The organism is Planococcus sp. 1R117A (assembly GCF_051417975.1).
GTDB classification, from domain to species: domain Bacteria; phylum Bacillota; class Bacilli; order Bacillales_A; family Planococcaceae; genus Planococcus; species Planococcus shenhongbingii.
On sequence record NZ_JBPRLO010000003.1, the window covers coordinates 324,125 to 341,786 of the forward strand.

The window sequence follows — 17,662 nt, forward strand, 5'->3', positions numbered from 1 at the left end:
TTAGTTAACGACTCCCGCTTCAGCCATCGGCCAGAACACAAAATTTGTGCTGCCGATGACTTCTTCCATTGGCACAATGCCAATATGGCGGCTGTCTTTGCTTGCTCTCCGGTTATCACCCATTACAAAAACATACCCTTCCGGAATCGTGCTTTTATTGGTGATATCCTCTAAAGTAAAATCTTCAGTTAATGTACCGGTAATTCCTTCTTTATAAGAATCCAAATAAGGCTCTTCTACCGCTTCACCGTTTATATAAAGCTGATCATCTTCATAGGCGACGTGATCGCCAGGCAGCCCTATTACTCGCTTAATATAATCCTTTTCTTCAGGAGCATGAAAAACGATAATATCAAATCGCTCAGGATCTCCAACAGTATAGCCAATTTTGTTGACGATCATCCGGTCTCCGTGCTCTAAAGTCGGCATCATGGATTCTCCGTCTACAACAATCGGTGTGAAAAAGAAAAATCGTATTATTGCAGCAAGCCCAAACGCAATTAATAAAGCTTTAGACCATTCCCATACTTCATTTTTTTTCTTCACTTCAGGTTCCATGCGTGTTCCTCCCTAAACTTTCTGGTTTAATTGTACAAGGATTGTCCACTTTTAGCAAAGAAAAGCGAAAGTGCCTAAGCTAGTCGTGACAAGCGCTAACAGGCATAAATATTCCCCGGATTCAATTACACCAGCAGCTCTTTTCCCTCTTTTTAAGTCACTGAAACAATTGAACAGATCCAAACTTGTCAATAAGGCAACCAACGCCCAGTCTCCTCTGATTGGATAGTCCCCTTAACATGAAATTTTTTCAAAACTTGATTGGATTACAACCCATTAAATTTATCGAAGGCAAGCAAAAAGAAAGAGGGCGGATTCCGCCCTCTTTCATCAGTGCAATCTTATCGAATTTCTTTGATGCGTGCTGCTTTACCGCGTAGGTTGCGCAAGTAGTACAATTTCGCACGACGTACTTTACCGCGACGGACAACATCAAGTTGTGCAATTTTTGGTGTGTGTACAGGGAATGTACGCTCAACACCAACACCATAAGAGATTTTACGGACAGTGAATGATTCACTGATTCCGCCTCCACGGCGACCGATTACTACTCCTTCGTATACCTGAATACGTTCGCGAGTTCCCTCGACAACTTTCACGTGTACACGAACAGTATCTCCTGGACGGAAATCCGCAAGATCCGTACGTAGTTGTTCTTTAGTAATGTCTGCAATAATGTTTTGCATGTTTTTTCTCTCCTTCTACAGATGCTCTTGCACACAAAGGCTGCTGCAGCGGAACACCGTGATCCTGTACTTCACATAAAAGTACAGACTCCATAGTACCACTAAACAATCCGTTTCGCAAGAGTCATTCTGATTATCGTTTTTGTTTTTTCAATCCATTCAAAATCTTCTGCTGCTCTGCAGTCAATTCAAGCTCTTCAAGCAAATCCGGTCTGCGGTCTAATGTGCGTTTCAGCGCTTGCTCTTCCCGCCATTGATCGACTTTGGCATGATTCCCGGAAGTCAGGACGGCCGGAACTGTCCAGCCTCTAAAATCCGCAGGACGGGTATACTGAGGATGTTCCAACAAGCCGGTCGAGAAAGAGTCTTGGACCGGAGAGTCGGCATTGCCCAGTACGCCTGGAAGCAGTCTGACGACACTATCGATAACCGTCATCGCCGCCAGTTCACCGCCAGTCAACACAAAATCTCCGATTGAAATTTCGTCTGTTACCAAATGCTCCCGGATCCGTTCATCATAGCCTTCGTAATGGCCGCAAATGAAAATCAATTCCTCTTCCTGCGCCAGCTCTTCCGCTTTTTTCTGAGTAAAGCGTTCGCCTTGCGGACACATCAGGATAATCCGGGATTCCTTGCTTTGAGAAAGGGATTCCACCGCATTGAAAATCGGTTCCGGTTTCAGCACCATGCCGGCTCCTCCGCCAAAAGGATAATCATCCACTTGGCGTTTGTTATCGGCAAACTGCCGGATATCCGTAATCCCCAGGGTGACCGCATTTTTTTCTTGTGCCTTTTTCATAATGGATTGATTGAAGATTCCCTCGAACATGGTCGGAAATAAAGACAAGACATTTATATTCATTCGTTCAACAAACCTTCCAGTACATCAATGACGACTTTCTTCTCATCTACATCAATTTCTTTAACTACATCTTCAATATAAGGAATGTAATGCTTTTTCCCCGATTTCGGAGTGACTTCCCAGACATCATTAGCACCGGTTTCTAAAATTTCAGTGATGATGCCAATTTCCTGACCTTCCGTCGAAAAGACAGTACAGCCCAAAATTTCATGATGATAAAAAGCGTGGTCTTCCAACTCCGTCAAATCATGTTCAGCGATGCGCAAATAAGAATCTTTGAATTCTACTACGTCATTGATATTCGGGTAGCCTTCAAATGTCAGCAATTCAAAATTTTTATGCTGACGATGGCTGGCGATTTTCACCATAATCGGCTTTTTCGCATCGGGTTTAAAGAGGCCGAGTTTCATGCCGACCGCAAACCGTTCTTCAGGGAAATCAGTACGCGATAAAACCCGGACCTCTCCTCGGATTCCATGAGTATTAACGATTTTTCCAACATTAAACCATTCCACTCAAAAACACCCTTCCACTTTCTGTTTAAACTAATATAATCGCTAGTGCCCTTATCAGACGCACTTACTGAAGCGGCCAAGTGAAGCAGGACTCTGACGTATACTCATAAAACTCGCTATCTTTAAGCTTAAACAAGCTATATAAGTTGTACTAATAATTAAAGAGCTATATCATTGATTCTTTCTTTTATAAAGAGTTTATCCAGCGCCGGCGCGTCTATGGGCTAGGCGGAGCAAGAAGACAGGTGGTCTTCCTGGCTTCTTGTGGGAGCCATGTCCAAAGCGGCCGAAGCGGTGTAGTAAAGAATCATTCTTTAGTTCAACTTTTGTAGATTTCATTTTACAATTCCATTTAATCTGACAAAAAAGGAAGGAACCTGGGCTCCTTCCTTTTTGTTAATCCACAATATCTACGTAAGTCTTTTTCTTATGATAATTGCTTGCTGCTGAATACACGATGGAGCGGATAGCTTTCGCCACACGTCCTTGTTTCCCGATCACTTTCCCTGTATCTTCTGAATGCACGGAAAGCTTGTAGACAATACGGCTTGCATTTTCGTCGATTTCGACTTTAACATCATCCGGATGATCAACCAGCGGTTTCACAATGGTTTCAATCAGCTGCTTCATAAGAAAACTCCCTTACTTGCTTAATTTTTCGTTATGGAATTTCTCCATAATGCCATTTTGAGAAAACAAGTTACGAACAGTGTCAGATGGTTTTGCGCCATCATGAAGCCATTTCAACACTAATTCTTCGTCGATCTTAACTTCAGCTGGAACTGTTAGCGGGTTGTAAGTACCTACTGTTTGGATTTGACGGCCGTCACGTGGAGCACGTGAGTCAGCTACTACGATACGGTAAAAAGGAGATTTTTTTGCTCCCATACGTTTCAAACGAATTTTTACTGCCATTTCTTAAAGCACCTCCGAATAGTTTCACACAAGATATTATATTAGCAAGCTTTAAATAGTTTGTAAAGTATTTTTTCTTAACACCTTATTTTTTTTCGAAAACTGTACTAAAAGTATGGTTATTACTCTGTAAAACAGCTACAAAGGTAAGGGACATTGTGTGCCTGCCCCGTATCTTCGGAAAGAAGACATACATTAATTATTCGTCTCCCCTGTTCTACTTTGTATCTTTAATAAACGAACAATTGATATTGTCCCTCATAAAGCTTATTTAAAAAGTGAATCCAGTCCCGGCATCGACATTTTCTTTTTGCCTTTTTGGTTCATACCGGACATTTGTTTCATCATTTTCTTCATGTCCTCGAATTGCTTCAAGAGACGGTTGACGTCTTGGATCGTTGTGCCAGATCCTTTAGCAATGCGTTTGCGGCGATTTGCGTTAATGATTTCAGGAGTGATTTTCTCTTGTTTTGTCATTGAACGAATAATCGCTTCTACACGTCCCATCTGGCTTTCATCGACTTTCGCATTTTCAAGGCCTTTGATTTTATTCGCTCCTGGGAGCATTTTTAAAATTTCATCGAGCGGTCCCATCTGTTTCACTTGAGTCAGTTGATCCAAGAAATCGTCAAATGTGAAAGAAGAAGTTCTGAACTTCTCTTCCAGTTCTTTCGCTTTTTCTTCATCGACATTCGACTGCGCTTTTTCAATCAATGACAGCATATCGCCCATGCCTAGAATTCGGGAAGCCATGCGTTCTGGGTAGAAAGCTTCCAGCGCGTCCATTTTTTCGCCCATTCCGACAAATTTAATCGGCTTGTCGGTAACTGAACGAATAGAAAGTGCAGCACCGCCTCGTGTGTCCCCATCAAGCTTCGTTAAAACGACGCCTGTGATGCCCAGCGCTTCATTGAAGCTTTGAGCTACGTTGACTGCATCTTGACCTGTCATCGCATCCACTACAAGGAAAATTTCATCCGGTTCTTTTAATGCACGAATGTCTTTCAGTTCCTGCATGAGATTTTCATCGACGTGCAGACGCCCGGCCGTATCAATCAGAACCGTATCCATATGTTCCTGTCTTGCATATTCAATTGCCTGGCGCGCTATTTCCACAGGGGAAATATCTGTTCCTTTCGAAAAAACTGGAAGGGACAATTGCTTACCGATTGTTTCAAGCTGCTGGATGGCTGCCGGACGGTAAACGTCCGCTGCTACCATCAGCGGCTTGCGGTTGTGTTTTTTGCGCAGCAAGCTTGCCAGTTTCCCGGTAGTGGTCGTTTTACCTGCACCCTGTAAGCCGACCATCATAATGACAGTCGGCTGTTTTGTAGAGAATTCTATTTTGCTTTGTTCGCCGCCCATTAATGACGTCAGTTCATCTTTAACAATTTTTACGACTTGCTGGCCTGGCGTCAAGCTTTGCATAACATCTTGGCCAATTGCGCGCTCACTTACTTTTTTAACAAATTCTTTTACTACTTTTAAATTGACATCCGCTTCGATTAAAGCAAAGCGGACTTCACGCATCATCTCTTTGACGTCTGCTTCAGACACTTTACCTTTGCCTTTAATCTTTTGGATGGTCCCCTGCAGGCGTTCGGATAATCCTTCAAATGCCATAGTTTCCGCCTCCTAATCCCATTCTTTCAGCTGTTCGATCAATTCTCGTACCCGCTCTTCTGTGAAAGGCTGTTTTTCAAACGATGAAACCATTTGCTGCCGTTTTTGAAATTTCTCAAAAAGCTGCAGTTTTGCTTCGTATTCTTCCAGCATCGCTTCCGTGCGGCGGATATTATCATAGACCGCTTGGCGTGTGATATTATATTCTTCAGCAATTTCACCTAAGGAATGATCATCTAAATAATACAGCATCATATAACTGCGCTGTTTAGGCGTCAGCAATTCTTGATAGAAATCAAACAAATAGTTCATGCGTGTTGTTTTTTCTAACCCCATCATCGCTGTTCACCCCCACTGACTCTCCTGATTAGGATACTGAAAACGCATGGAAGCGTCAAGTAATTTTACTTGTCTGCTTCTGCGTTTTCCATTTCCTCTTCCATATCCAGTCCTTCTGCAAATAATCCGTAGACATATTTCTGAGGATCAAACGGCTGTAAATCGTCCATTTGCTCACCAAGCCCCACAAACTTCACCGGAATATTCAATTTGCTGCGGATTGCCAGAACGATTCCGCCTTTTGCGGTGCCGTCCAATTTGGTTAATACAATCCCTGTCACATCTGTCGCTTCTTTAAACATCTGTGCTTGTACCAAAGCATTCTGGCCTGTGGTCGCATCAAGAGCCAGCAGCACTTCATGCGGCGCTCCAGGAATTTCCCGAGAAATGACACGATACACTTTCTCCAGTTCGTTCATCAGATTGACTTTGTTTTGCAGCCTGCCAGCTGTATCACAAATCAGCACATCCACACCACGTGACTTCGCTGCACGCACTGCATCATACATGACCGCTGCCGGGTCGGATCCTTCGCTTTGCTTGATGACATCAACACCGACACGCTGGCCCCAAATATCCAATTGTTCAATGGCTCCTGCACGGAAAGTATCTCCGGCAGCCAATAAAACTGACTTTCCTTCGTTTTTCAACCGGTGCGCCAATTTAGCGATAGTCGTTGTTTTACCCACACCGTTTACGCCGACAAACAAAATAACAGTCAACTCATCCGAAAAGTTCAATTCATTGATTTCTTCTTCACCGGCTTGATAAATCTCTACCAGTTTTTCAGATATAACCGATTGGACAGAAGAAGTATCTTTGACATTTTGCCGCTGTACTTCATAACGCAGCTGATCCATCAATTCCATAACCGTTTCAAAACCAACATCCGCTTGAAGTAGGATTTCTTCCAGTTCCTCAAAGAAATCTTCATCTACTTTCCGGTATTTTGCTACTAAATCATTAATTTTTGAAGTAAAGCCGGTACGAGTTTTGGTTAAACCTTCTTTATATTTCTCGGTTGATTCTTCAGCCTCCGTATTTCCCGCAAATTTATCTTTCAACTTTTTAAAGAAACTCACGTAACCACTCCTTTTTTATATTTCTTCCTGCAGTTTAACAGAAACGAGTTTTGAAATCCCGGATTCCTGCATCGTGATGCCGTACAGCACATCGGCGCCTTCCATAGTGCCTTTGCGGTGCGTTATGACGATGAATTGTGTATCCTCACTGAATCTTTTCAGGTACTGGCTGTAGCGAACAACATTCGATTCATCGAGTGCAGCTTCTACTTCATCGAGCACACAGAACGGCACCGGACGGACCTTCAAAATCGCAAATAATAAAGCAATCGCTGTAAGAGCGCGTTCTCCGCCTGACAGCAAACTTAGATTCTGCAATTTCTTACCGGGCGGCTGTGCGATGATTTCTATGCCTGTCAGCAATAAATCTTCAGGGTTTGTCAACACAAGATCGGCTGCTCCGCCCCCGAACAACTCCTTGAAAACCCGTTGAAATTGGATGCGAATGGCATGGAACGTGTCATCAAAGCGGCTCGTCATTTCTTCATCCATTTCCCGGATGACAGTCCGCAATGTTTCTTTTGCTTCGTTCAAGTCATTGCGCTGTTCAGCCAAGAAGCTATGGCGTTCCGAAACATGTTCAAACTCTTCGATCGCCCCTATGTTAACAGGCCCTAATTCTTCAATCGACTGTTTCAGCAGTTTCACTTTTTTGCGTACTGCACTTTCTTCCTCAGCCAATTCATACTCTTTTGCTTTTTCCAATGTGATATGGTAGTTGCTTTCAAGCTGGGCAAGGAAGCTTTGGATCTGCACTTCAATTCGCGTAGATTTTACTTCACAAATGCGGATTGCCTCTACGTAACCTTTATAAATACGCTGCATTTCCTTCAGTCGTTCTTCTAATGCGTTCATTTCATCTTGTTTGCTGCTGCGCTCTTCTCTCAGTTTCTGAATGGATTGTTGCGCTGTCTGTTTTTTCTCAGTCCATGTGAAAATTTCTTGAAGAATTTCGTCATCAGAGTAAACTTTTGTTGCTTCTTCTGACTGAATCCATTCAAGCTCTTTTTGATTCTCTTCTAATTTCCGGTCACTTTTCAGCTTCCGTTCGAGAAGCTCCGACTCGCTGCGGATCAATTGCGCCACTCTTTCTTTCATTACGGCCATTTGCGATTTATGGTCGGCCAGTTTTGCCAGAACCAAATCACGGGCAGACTCGTTTTGTTGTTTAAATTGAGTCAAATCATCGATTTGTTTGGAAATGGCGGTAAGTTCTCCGCCAATCTCTTCTAGCCTTGTTGCCGCTGATTCTTTTCTCAAGACAACAGAAGACAAATCAAAATCCCTATTTTTTCGTTCGGCTTGGAAAAGCTGAAACCGATCTTTGGTCGTTTTCAATACCGCTTCTATTTCTCTCAAAGTCATGGCTCGTTCTGATTCCAAATCACGGTATTTCTCACCTTCTGAACGCAGATTGTTCACTCGCTGTTCAGTGGCATGCACTTCGGCTTGTTCTTTTCTCACCGTTTTTTCAGCATGCACAATCGTTTCGGCAAGTTCTCTTGATTGTACAATCAGCTGTTCCAGTTCGGCTTTCCGTGTAAAGAAAGAAGCTTGGGATTTACTCGCTCCTCCCGTCATCGAGCCGCCAGCATTGACTACATCCCCTTCTAACGTAACAACCCGGTAACGGCTCATTGTCATTTTGGATATAGCAGATGCACCTTTCAAGTCAGAAGCAACGATGACATTGCCTAACAGATTTTCAATGATCATTCCATATTCAGCATCATAGCCGACTAGCTCGAAAGCCATTTTTACAAAAGATGGATGGTTTTCAATAGATGCGATGGTTTGTGCCGGAATCTTTCTTGACTTCATCACAGTCATCGGCAAAAATGTCGAACGTCCAGCGCGTTTTTTGCGTAAAAATTCAATCGCTTCGCGCGCATGCTGTTCTGTCTCCGTAACGATATGCTGGCTGGAAGCGCCCAAGGCCGTTTCAATGGCTTTTGCATAATTCTGGTCTACTTGGACAATTTCAGCCACTGCCCCGACAATTCCGTCGAGCTGACCTTTTTGGCGCGCTACTAGGACTTCACGCACCCCTTGGAAAAATCCCGAAAAATCGGCTTCCAATTCCTGCAAGGTTTCAATGCGGGAGCTTAATTGTTTCTGCGATTGGTAGGCTTGGAAAAGCATCGATTGTTTTTTCTCAAATGTCTCTTTCCTGTCGCGGAAAGCCGTTTCTGTTTCTTTATATTGTGTTCGCTTATCTTCAAGCAGTTTTTTTATTTCAACCATTTTCTTCTCGGCTGCTGCTTTTTCCTGTTCCAATTTAGTAATCTCAGACGTAAAATCTGCTTGCTGGACTGCAATCCGGCTTGTGGATTCGGATAATTGCTGTTCTTGCAAGTCAATATTTTTCAACTCATTTTTGACTGTAGCTTGTTCATTCATCAAATCAATATAAGTCGATTTATGGGATTCGATATCGTTGTCGATATCTGCTGGAGTCCGGTTTAATTGTTCTTCAAGAAGTTTGATGGTTTGGCGGATGGATAGTTGTTCGGCTTTTTGCTCTTCCAGCAACGCCAGTTGTTCGCCATGCTTTTTTTGAAGATCATCATTTTCCGCTTTTTCAGTTTTCAGTGCTTCCTGCAGCTGCTGCGCCTGCCGGGTGGCATTATTCTTTTTCTCCGACATTAATAATTTGCGGCCTTCCCATTTTTCGCTTTCACTGCTGGCTTCTACTAAATTGTTTTGGGATTTCTCGATTTGGCTGTCCAGTTTAGAAAGCGCGGAACGGATGGCACTTACCGCTTTTTCTTTGCTTTCAATTTCAGCTGCAAGCTGGTTTTCCTTTTCTTCGTGCGCCCGTGTTTCTGAAGACAATCCAGCAAGTTCCTGCTCCAATTGTGAAAGGTCAAATGCCAATAATGCGATGTCGGCATCCTTTAGCTGTTCATTCATATCTATATAATCGCGGGCTGCAGACGCCTGGATTTGAAGCGGTTCCATACGGCCATCCAGTTCATGCAGAATATCCAGCACCCGGTTTAAGTTTTCATCTGTTTCATTCAATTTCACTTCAGCTTTTTTCTTGCGCTGTTTGTATTTCAATACCCCAGCAGCTTCTTCAAAAATCGAACGCCGCTCGTCTGCTTTGCTGTTTAATATTTCATCTACACGGCCTTGTGAAATAATGGAAAACGCTTCTTTTCCAAGACCCGAATCCATGAACAGGTCGGTGATGTCTTTTAAGCGGCAATTTTGCTTATTCAATAAATAAGCACTTTCACCACTTCGAAAAACCCTCCTCGTTACGCTGATTTCGCTGTAATCGAGAGGGACCCGTCCATCTGTATTGTCTAAAATTAAAGTTACTTCCGCAAAATTCAACGGTTTTCTGGAATCGCTGCCGGAAAAAATGACATCTTCCATTTTTGCTCCACGCAGTGATTTCGCTGACTGCTCCCCGAGTACCCAGCGGATGGCATCTGTGATGTTGCTTTTGCCGCTTCCGTTTGGTCCGACTACAGCTGTTACCCCCGGCACAAAGTCAATGCCGATGCGATCAGCAAATGACTTAAATCCCATGACTTCTAATCTTTTCAAAAACATTTTCTAATCCTCCATTGCTTCTTGCAATTTACGGATGGCCAGCTGAGCGGCTTGTTGTTCAGCTTCTTTTTTTGACCGGCCATTTCCAACGCCCAGTTCTTGTTCAGCCAGCGATACCCGTGTGACAAAAACCCGGCTGTGCGCAGGTCCTTTTTCATCGATAATTTCATAAGTCAACGCACCATTATTTTTTTGCTGCACCAATTCCTGCAATTGGCTTTTATAATCCATCACATGCGAAAAAGCACCGGTTCCCACTTTTGGAAATAATACAACTTCCAAAAATGCTACGACAGGTTCTAAGCCTTGATCTAAAAACAAAGCCCCAACAAACGATTCAAAGACGTCTGCCAAAAGTGCTGGCCGCGTACGACCGCCAGTCTGTTCTTCTCCTTTGCCAAGCAGGATATACTTGCCAAAATTCAACTCATTGGCGAAAAGAACCAGAGAGGGTTCACAAACAATCGCTGCACGCAATTTTGTTAGTTCCCCTTCGCTTATTTCAGGATACTCTGTATATAAAAAGTGGGAGACCGACAATTCCAAAACAGCATCCCCTAAAAATTCAAGGCGTTCGTTGTCCAAATATTGTCTTCTTCGATGCTCATTCACATAAGATGAATGGGTGAATGCTTGATAAAGCAAAGCAGGTTGTTTGAATTCGATCTGGAGCTCTTTTTGCAATTGTTCAAAAGCCAGTTTGGTACTTTCTTTGATTGAACCAGGCTTTTGCTGGTTTAGTTTCTTTTTCATTGCCATTTGTAATCTGCCTTCCTTTGACGTTCTTCCTTTGATTTTACCTTTTTTCGTATGATAGTGCAAAAAGAGAATTGGCGCACAGCCGCTTTGGATAAGCAGTTGCACGCCAATTTCTAATGTTAAAGGTTCATATTGAATGGAAACGGCCAGATTCTTGGGTCATAAACCTGTCGAAAAATGAACGGCCGTTTCCGCTTTTCAATTAAGCTTGTTTCTTTTCAATATACGTTACCGCGTCGCCTACTGTAGCCATGCCTTCAGCGTCTTCGTCGGAAATTTCCATATCGAATTCGTCTTCAAGTTCCATAACCAATTCAACTACGTCTAATGAATCTGCACCTAGGTCGCCTGTGAATGAAGCTTCAAGCTTCACTTCGTTCTCTTCTACACCTAGACGATCTACGATTACTTTTGTTACTCGCTCTAATACTGTTGCCAATGTCGTCACCTCCCCTCAAATCAGTATACAAAATTTTTGCTTACATGACCATTCCGCCATCAAGATGAAGCGTTTGGCCGGTCATATAAGATGATTCGTCCGAAGCTAAGAATAATGCAGCTTTCGCCACTTCTTCCGCTTCCCCGAAACGCCCGAGAGGAATTTGGGCGAGCATTGTTTTTTGGATGTCTTCATTCAATTTATCCGTCATATCTGTGCTAATAAAACCTGGAGCAATAGCATTCGCTGTAATGCCGCGGCTTGCCAGCTCGCGTGCAGTGGTTTTTGTCAATCCGATGACGCCTGCTTTGGCGGCTACATAGTTTGCTTGCCCGGCATTGCCCATAACACCCACAATCGATGAAATATTAACGATTCGGCCTGAACGCTGCTTCATCATTTGGCGGGTTACCGCTTTTGTGCAAATGAAGACGCCTTTTAAATTGGTGTTAATGACATCATCCCATTCATCATCTTTCATGCGCATCATTAAATTATCCCGTGTAATGCCGGCATTATTCACCAAAACATCAATCGAACCGAATGTGCTCATTGTTTCATCAATCATTGCTTTTACGGCCTCTGAATCGGAGACATTAGCTTTTACTGCAATAGCTTCTCCGCCATTTGCCTGGATTTCGGCTACGACTGCTTCCGCTTTTTCCTGGCTCCCGCTGTAATTGACAACTATTTTAGCGCCTGCAGTTGCGAGTTTACGGGCAATTTCTGCTCCTATGCCGCGTGAAGCACCTGTTACGATTGCCGTTTTCCCTGTTAAATTAGTCATTTAGACAGCTCCTCTACCGCTTTTTCAAATGATTCCATATCGTATACCGGCAGCGTCTGGACTGAGCGGTCAATTTTTCTAACAAGCCCGCTCAGCACTTTGCCAGGGCCGACTTCTACGAATATCGTAACGCCAAGGTCAATCATTTCACGGACCGATTGTTCCCAAAGAACCGGCGAATACAATTGACGGACCAATAATTCCTGGAACTGTGAAGCATGCGTCTCGCTTTTTGCCGTGACGTTCGTGATAACCGGAATGGCCGCATCTTTCAAGAAAGCATCGCTTAAAACTTTTGATAAAGCCTGAGATGCCGGACGCATTAATTCGGAATGGAAAGGGCCGCTGACATCAAGAGGAATAGCCCGTTTGGCGCCGCGTTCTTTGGCAATGATGCATGCCTGCTCTACGCCATCTTTGGTTCCTGAAATAACGATTTGCCCTGGGCAATTCAAGTTTGCAAGCTGAACCACGCCTGTTGAATCAGTCACTTCATTCGTCACTTTTTTTAATTCTTCGCTGTCCATGCCAAGTATCGCCGCCATAGCGCCTTCTCCAGCTGGAACAGCATCATTCATAAACAACCCGCGTTTATGGACAATGCTGACCGCTGTTTCAAAAGGCAAAACACCTGAAGCAACAAGCGCGCTATATTCGCCTAAGCTGTGGCCAGCTGTAAAGTCCGGTGTGATGCCTGCGCGGTTCAGCCTTTCTGTAATCATCGCGCTGACCGTTAATAAAGCTGGTTGCGCATGGTATGTAAGTGTCAAGTTTTCTTGGGGTCCTTCAAGCATAAGTTCCGACAGTTTTACGCCAATTGACTCGTCTGCATTTGTGAAAAACTGGCGGCTTTTGTCATCAGAAAGAAAGCTCGCGCCCATGCCAATTGTTTGGGAGCCTTGTCCTGGGTAGATAAATGCAATTTTAGTCATCTGGGTTCTCCTTTTTCAACGTACTGTATATTGTGCCTGTCACATCATATTCAACCATTGTCCGCGTTTGGCGGATTGCATTGAATAAGGCATTTGCGTTGGACGAGCCGTGGGCTTTTATGACTGGCGCTTTCAAGCCGAACAACCCGGCTCCACCGTATTCACTGTAATCGAGCATACCCTTTAAGCCGTTCAAGTCATTTTTCACTAAAAGAGCAGCAAATTTTGTTTTTGCGGAAGACATAAAAACGTCTTTAATCATCGAAAAGACATTCATCGCGGTTCCTTCGATCGTTTTTAAGACCATATTTCCAGTAAATCCGTCTGTAACAACCACATCGGCCGCTCCGTTCAGCAAGTCACGCGACTCCACATTACCGATAAAATTCACCGGAGCTTCTTTTAGCAGCGGAAATGCCGCTTTTGTCAAATCATTGCCTTTTTTCTCTTCCGTTCCAATATTCAATAATCCAACTGTCGGATTTTGAATGCCCCTGACTTTTTCAGCATAAATGCTACCCATCACCGCGTATTGCACAAGGTGTTCGGGTCTGGCTTCAGCATTTGCTCCCATATCGAGCATGACAAATCCTTTGCCGTCTATCGTCGGCAATGTCGGTGCTAAAGCAGGGCGATCGACTCCATCAATACGGCCGACAACAAATAATCCCGCCGCCATAAGTGCTCCTGTATTGCCTGCAGATACACACGCATCCGCCCGGCCATCTTTTACCGCTTGCGCCATCTGGACCATAGAAGCGCCTTTTTTCCGGCGTACTGCCCGCACTGGATCGTCTGTCGCTTCGATAACCTCATCACAATGGATAACAGAGAGCCGTTCATGGACTTTTAAATACGGCTGCATTTTATCCTGATGTCCATAAAGCTGGATCGACAAATCCCCGAATTCCTCTAACGCTTTATAGACGCCCTCGATAATTTCTTTTGGCGCATGATCTCCGCCCATTCCATCAACTGCTATAATCATTTTTTGTCACCTTCACTTTGTTCCGTCATTCGGTACATCTCAAATGTACCGATAAATACAGTCGCTAAATCCACCGAAGAAACGACTTTTACATATGCCCGGTTTTTTCCCGGATTGCGGTCTATGACATGGGCTTTCGCCACGACCCGCTGTCCAGCTGTCACCGGGCGCAGAAATTGCAGTTCCGACTTTACTGTCAGTGCTAGCTCATCATTCATTACAGCTACTGCGAGGGAATTGGCCTGCGCAAATAAATGATGCCCTCTGGCTATCTGGTTGCGCTGGAAAACATGTTCAGGTTTCACATCAAATATTGATATTGCCCGTTCATCCAGTTCAATATCTATAATTTCACCAATGACTTCGTCAATTGGCAAAGATTTCACTTCATCTTCAAATGTTTTCACGGCTACATGTTTGATGCGCTCTCGCAATTCAGGAATACCGAGTTCCATCCGGTCAAGGCGAATTGTCTGCACACTGACATCAAACTTCATCGACAGTTCTTCATCAGTGACAAATGGATTATCCTTGATAGACTCTGTTAACGCTTGCTGCCGCTCTTTTTTTGGTTTTCTCACGTTGTCACCGCCCGCTATTAGCACTTGGTACTAATATGAGTATATAAATAACAAAAAAAGAATGCAAGGATTATCTGAATCCTGCATTCTCAATCTAATCTGCCCGTCGCCAGTGCGCCTGAATCTTCAAGTTGCTCACGCAAGCATCTCGTTTCTTCACTGGTCCAAAATTCCTGGCTATTGACAAGCGCTTCCGCATCCCGCCTTGCCGTTTCCAATGCCCGGTAGTCGTGGACTAAATCCGCCATTTTGAACTCTGGCACCCCGCTTTGCTTGCGGCCGAAAAAATCTCCCGGTCCACGGAGCTGCAAATCTTTTTCCGCGAGTACAAATCCATCGTTCGTTTCGGTCATAGATGTCATCCGCTCTTTCCCGACTTCTGTTTTCGGATCAGCCAGCAATACACAATACGATTGATCGCTGCCCCGTCCGACCCGTCCGCGTAATTGATGGAGCTGGGATAAGCCAAAACGTTCAGCGTCGTATATCAGCATAAAGGTGGCGTTAGGTACGTTCACACCGACTTCGACAACCGTCGTTGACACCAGGACCTCGATTCTGCCTTCGGTAAAAGCACGCATCGTTTGCTCTTTCTCATCGCCGGACAGCCGCCCGTGCATCAAACCAACCGTGTGTTTGCCATGGAAATAACTTGAAAGCTGCTGGAATAAATCCACCGCATTCTGATAATCCAGCTTATCGGATTCTTCGATCAATGGGCATATCACATAGGCTTGCCTGCCTTCAGCAAGCTCTTTTTCCATACGGCCGACTATCTTCCCGAACATCTCTTTTTTCATCCAGTATGTTTGTATTTCTTTTCGGCCTACCGGCATTTCATCAATCACTGAAACATCCATTTCACCAAAAGCGGAAATTGCCAAAGTACGCGGAATCGGAGTAGCGGTCATGAACAGTACATCCGGATTATAGCCTTTATCTTTCAACACACGGCGCTGATCCACACCAAAGCGATGCTGTTCGTCCGTAATGACTAACCCAAGTTTTTTGAACTGGACATCCGGCTGGATCAAAGCATGGGTACCAATCAGAATATCGATTTTGCCTTCCGCGAGCTGCTCAATAATGAACTGGCGTTTTTTCCCTTTTACTGAGCCTGTCAGCAAGGCAATATTCACTTCAAACGGCTGGAACCATTGAGCCAATGTATTGGCATGCTGTTCTGCCAGAATTTCAGTAGGCGCCATTAAAGCGCCTTGCATCCCAGCAGTCACAACAGCGTATAAAGCAATTGCGGCTACCACCGTTTTTCCTGATCCTACATCTCCTTGCAACAGCCGGTTCATGCGGAAAGGCTCTTTTAAATCCCGGCAGATTTCATTGACAACGCGCTTTTGGGCATCGGTCAAATCAAAAGGAAGAGTATCGATAAAGTGTTTCAGCCGGTTCAAATCGTAATCGACAAATGAACCGCCTTCTTCTTCTCGGTTCTTTTTGCGCAATGCTTGCATTTTCAACTGGAATATTAATAATTCTTCATAGACAAACCGTCTGCGGGCTTGTTTCAAAGCTTCTCCGTCAGTCGGAAAATGAATCCATTCAAGCGCATCTTGAACAGGCACTAAATGATAAGCAGTTCGGAACCTTTCAGGCAAGCAATCTTCTAGGTCATCTTTCGCTAAATCCAGTGCTTGCCGCATCAGTTTACGAAACGTTTTTTGAAAGATGCTTCCTTTCAAACTGTAAACCGGCTCAAAATCCACACCGCCGGTCCGGGGGCCGATGGAATGGTTTGTCACGGTGATCACTTGTCGGCCACGGTCCCATTTCCCGGACAAAGTGACGACTTCACCAATTCTTAATTTGGCTTTAACATATGGCTGATTAAAGAAAATAGCTTTAACCAGATGTCGGCCTACCATCACCTGGACTTGGGTCCTTGATTTATTTTTCCCTAAAAAAAGGACGGAAGGTTCGCTTTCGACCCTTCCCTCCACAGTGACTCTTTCATTATGCGGTGTATCTGCCAAATCCTTTAGCTGAAAATCTTCGTGGCGGTACGGAAAAGTCATGATCAAGTCATGAATAGTCTCGATTTTCATTTCCTGTAAAGTTTCAGCTGCCTGTTTGCCTACCCCTTTTAAAGAGGCGACAGAATCTTTACTTGCCACTGCCAACCACGGCTCCGCCAAAGATTTTCGATTCCAGCCATTTACCTGTTGGAGTAGCGGCAAGTCCGCCTTTTGCCGTTTCTCTTAATGCGCTCGGCATAGATTGCCCGATTTCAAACATGGCACTGATTACTTCATCACAAGGGATACGGCTTGTTACGCCAGCCAGCGCCATATCTGCCGCAACCACTGAATTGGCTGCTCCCATGGCGTTTCGTTTCACGCAAGGCACTTCTACCAGCCCTGCGACAGGATCGCATACCAGTCCCAGCATGTTCTTCATGGTGATGGCAAAAGCTTCAGAACTTTGCTGCGGAGTTCCTCCAGCCATTTCAACAATTGCAGCTGCAGCCATTGCTGCTGCTGAACCAACTTCTGCCTGGCACCCTCCGGCAGCACCGGAAATGGAAGCGTTATTGGCTACTACGAATCCGAATGCGCCTGATGTAAACAAATAACGAATCATTTGTTCACGCGTCGGATTCAGTTTATTCTTGACTGCAAACAAAGTTCCAGGCACAACGCCTGCTGACCCTGCAGTCGGTGTAGCGCAAATTGTTCCCATAGCCGCGTTTACTTCATTCGTTGCGACAGCTTTGCTGACGGCATCAAGAAGCAAATCTCCTGATAGGGATTTCCCCGTTTCTCTGTATTTTTGAAGAAGGACGGCATCTCCGCCAGTTAAACCGGAAACCGAATGTACACCTTTCAAACCTTTTTCAACCGCTTCTTCCATGACTGTCAAATTGCGGTCCATCTGTTTCATGATATCTTCTCGCGAACGGTCCATCAGCAGCATTTCCTGCTCGATCATAATCTCCGAAATAAGCTTGCCTTCATCTTCCGCGCGTTTAACTAATTCTTTTACATTGTGAAATAATGCTTCCAATGTTTATACCC

General features: G+C 44.4%; 18 protein-coding genes. All 18 read right to left on the minus strand.

The window, feature by feature from the left end:
* On the minus strand, positions 1-558 hold the full coding sequence (gene lepB / locus ACSFXN_RS11360) for a signal peptidase I (RefSeq protein WP_300989613.1): 558 nt from the start codon (positions 556-558) through the stop codon (positions 1-3).
* A 341-nt stretch (positions 559-899) separates the two neighbouring features.
* Positions 900-1,244: a 50S ribosomal protein L19 gene (gene rplS, locus ACSFXN_RS11365; protein WP_437150224.1), complete on the minus strand. Its 345-nt coding sequence runs from the start codon at positions 1,242-1,244 to the stop codon at positions 900-902.
* A gap of 133 nt (positions 1,245-1,377) precedes the next feature.
* The gene (gene trmD / locus ACSFXN_RS11370) at positions 1,378-2,106 is read right to left on the minus strand and encodes a tRNA (guanosine(37)-N1)-methyltransferase TrmD (protein ID WP_437150225.1); all 729 of its coding nucleotides are present in this window, start codon (positions 2,104-2,106) and stop codon (positions 1,378-1,380) included.
* Positions 2,103-2,621, minus strand: a complete 519-nt coding sequence (rimM, locus tag ACSFXN_RS11375) for a ribosome maturation factor RimM (RefSeq protein WP_437150226.1) — start codon at positions 2,619-2,621, stop codon at positions 2,103-2,105. Before rimM ends, trmD begins: the two co-directional genes overlap by 4 nt.
* Positions 2,622-3,017: 396 nt before the next feature.
* Entirely contained in the window at positions 3,018-3,251 is a 234-nt protein-coding gene (locus ACSFXN_RS11380; RefSeq protein WP_300989617.1) for a KH domain-containing protein, read from the minus strand.
* Positions 3,252-3,263: 12 nt separating this feature from the next.
* Entirely contained in the window at positions 3,264-3,536 is a 273-nt protein-coding gene (rpsP, locus tag ACSFXN_RS11385; protein ID WP_437150227.1) for a 30S ribosomal protein S16, read from the minus strand.
* Positions 3,537-3,803: 267 nt separating this feature from the next.
* Positions 3,804-5,159 (minus strand): signal recognition particle protein, encoded by a 1,356-nt coding sequence (gene ffh, locus ACSFXN_RS11390; RefSeq protein ID WP_300989619.1) that lies wholly within the window; start codon positions 5,157-5,159, stop codon positions 3,804-3,806.
* A 12-nt stretch (positions 5,160-5,171) separates the two neighbouring features.
* Positions 5,172-5,495 carry a putative DNA-binding protein gene (locus tag ACSFXN_RS11395; RefSeq protein ID WP_437150472.1) on the minus strand — a complete coding sequence of 108 codons (324 nt, stop codon included), beginning with the start codon at positions 5,493-5,495 and terminating at the stop codon, positions 5,172-5,174.
* 68 nt (positions 5,496-5,563) lie between these two features.
* Positions 5,564-6,580: a signal recognition particle-docking protein FtsY gene (gene ftsY / locus ACSFXN_RS11400; RefSeq protein ID WP_437150230.1), complete on the minus strand. Its 1,017-nt coding sequence runs from the start codon at positions 6,578-6,580 to the stop codon at positions 5,564-5,566.
* Positions 6,581-6,595: 15 nt separating this feature from the next.
* Positions 6,596-10,144 carry a chromosome segregation protein SMC gene (gene smc, locus ACSFXN_RS11405; protein WP_437150231.1) on the minus strand — a complete coding sequence of 1,183 codons (3,549 nt, stop codon included), beginning with the start codon at positions 10,142-10,144 and terminating at the stop codon, positions 6,596-6,598.
* A gap of 3 nt (positions 10,145-10,147) precedes the next feature.
* The gene (gene rnc / locus ACSFXN_RS11410) at positions 10,148-10,903 is read right to left on the minus strand and encodes a ribonuclease III (protein ID WP_437150232.1); all 756 of its coding nucleotides are present in this window, start codon (positions 10,901-10,903) and stop codon (positions 10,148-10,150) included.
* Between the two features lie 202 nt (positions 10,904-11,105).
* The gene (gene acpP, locus ACSFXN_RS11415) at positions 11,106-11,342 is read right to left on the minus strand and encodes an acyl carrier protein (protein ID WP_300989623.1); all 237 of its coding nucleotides are present in this window, start codon (positions 11,340-11,342) and stop codon (positions 11,106-11,108) included.
* 40 nt (positions 11,343-11,382) lie between these two features.
* Positions 11,383-12,129 carry a 3-oxoacyl-[acyl-carrier-protein] reductase gene (gene fabG, locus ACSFXN_RS11420; RefSeq protein ID WP_437150233.1) on the minus strand — a complete coding sequence of 249 codons (747 nt, stop codon included), beginning with the start codon at positions 12,127-12,129 and terminating at the stop codon, positions 11,383-11,385.
* On the minus strand, positions 12,126-13,061 hold the full coding sequence (gene fabD, locus ACSFXN_RS11425) for an ACP S-malonyltransferase (protein ID WP_437150234.1): 936 nt from the start codon (positions 13,059-13,061) through the stop codon (positions 12,126-12,128). Before fabD ends, fabG begins: the two co-directional genes overlap by 4 nt.
* Positions 13,054-14,049 (minus strand): phosphate acyltransferase PlsX, encoded by a 996-nt coding sequence (gene plsX / locus ACSFXN_RS11430; protein WP_437150235.1) that lies wholly within the window; start codon positions 14,047-14,049, stop codon positions 13,054-13,056. Before plsX ends, fabD begins: the two co-directional genes overlap by 8 nt.
* Complete coding sequence (gene fapR / locus ACSFXN_RS11435) at positions 14,046-14,630, minus strand: transcription factor FapR (RefSeq protein WP_437150236.1); 585 nt, start codon at positions 14,628-14,630, stop codon at positions 14,046-14,048. The genes plsX and fapR overlap by 4 nt, the downstream gene beginning before the upstream one ends.
* Before the next feature lie 89 nt (positions 14,631-14,719).
* The gene (recG, locus tag ACSFXN_RS11440) at positions 14,720-16,762 is read right to left on the minus strand and encodes an ATP-dependent DNA helicase RecG (RefSeq protein ID WP_437150473.1); all 2,043 of its coding nucleotides are present in this window, start codon (positions 16,760-16,762) and stop codon (positions 14,720-14,722) included.
* Positions 16,752-17,651, minus strand: a complete 900-nt coding sequence (sdaAA, locus tag ACSFXN_RS11445; protein WP_300989628.1) for an L-serine ammonia-lyase, iron-sulfur-dependent, subunit alpha — start codon at positions 17,649-17,651, stop codon at positions 16,752-16,754. Before sdaAA ends, recG begins: the two co-directional genes overlap by 11 nt.
* Positions 17,652-17,662: the final 11 nt, after the last annotated feature.

Bases quoted from the DNA above. Each gene is read 5' to 3' on its own strand.
- rplS (WP_437150224.1), bottom strand. From the start codon at position 1,244: ATGCAAAACATTATTGCAGACATTACTAAAGAACAACTACGTACGGAT.
- smc (WP_437150231.1), bottom strand. From the start codon at position 10,144: ATGTTTTTGAAAAGATTAGAAGTCATGGGATTTAAGTCATTTGCTGAT.
- ffh (WP_300989619.1), bottom strand. From the start codon at position 5,159: ATGGCATTTGAAGGATTATCCGAACGCCTGCAGGGGACCATCCAAAAG.
- rpsP (WP_437150227.1), bottom strand. From the start codon at position 3,536: ATGGCAGTAAAAATTCGTTTGAAACGTATGGGAGCAAAAAAATCTCCT.
- rnc (WP_437150232.1), bottom strand. From the start codon at position 10,903: ATGGCAATGAAAAAGAAACTAAACCAGCAAAAGCCTGGTTCAATCAAA.
- ACSFXN_RS11380 (WP_300989617.1), bottom strand. From the start codon at position 3,251: ATGAAGCAGCTGATTGAAACCATTGTGAAACCGCTGGTTGATCATCCG.
- plsX (WP_437150235.1), bottom strand. From the start codon at position 14,049: ATGATTATAGCAGTTGATGGAATGGGCGGAGATCATGCGCCAAAAGAA.
- fabG (WP_437150233.1), bottom strand. From the start codon at position 12,129: ATGACTAATTTAACAGGGAAAACGGCAATCGTAACAGGTGCTTCACGC.
- fabD (WP_437150234.1), bottom strand. From the start codon at position 13,061: ATGACTAAAATTGCATTTATCTACCCAGGACAAGGCTCCCAAACAATT.
- trmD (WP_437150225.1), bottom strand. From the start codon at position 2,106: ATGAATATAAATGTCTTGTCTTTATTTCCGACCATGTTCGAGGGAATC.
- ACSFXN_RS11395 (WP_437150472.1), bottom strand. From the start codon at position 5,495: ATGGGGTTAGAAAAAACAACACGCATGAACTATTTGTTTGATTTCTAT.
- lepB (WP_300989613.1), bottom strand. From the start codon at position 558: ATGGAACCTGAAGTGAAGAAAAAAAATGAAGTATGGGAATGGTCTAAA.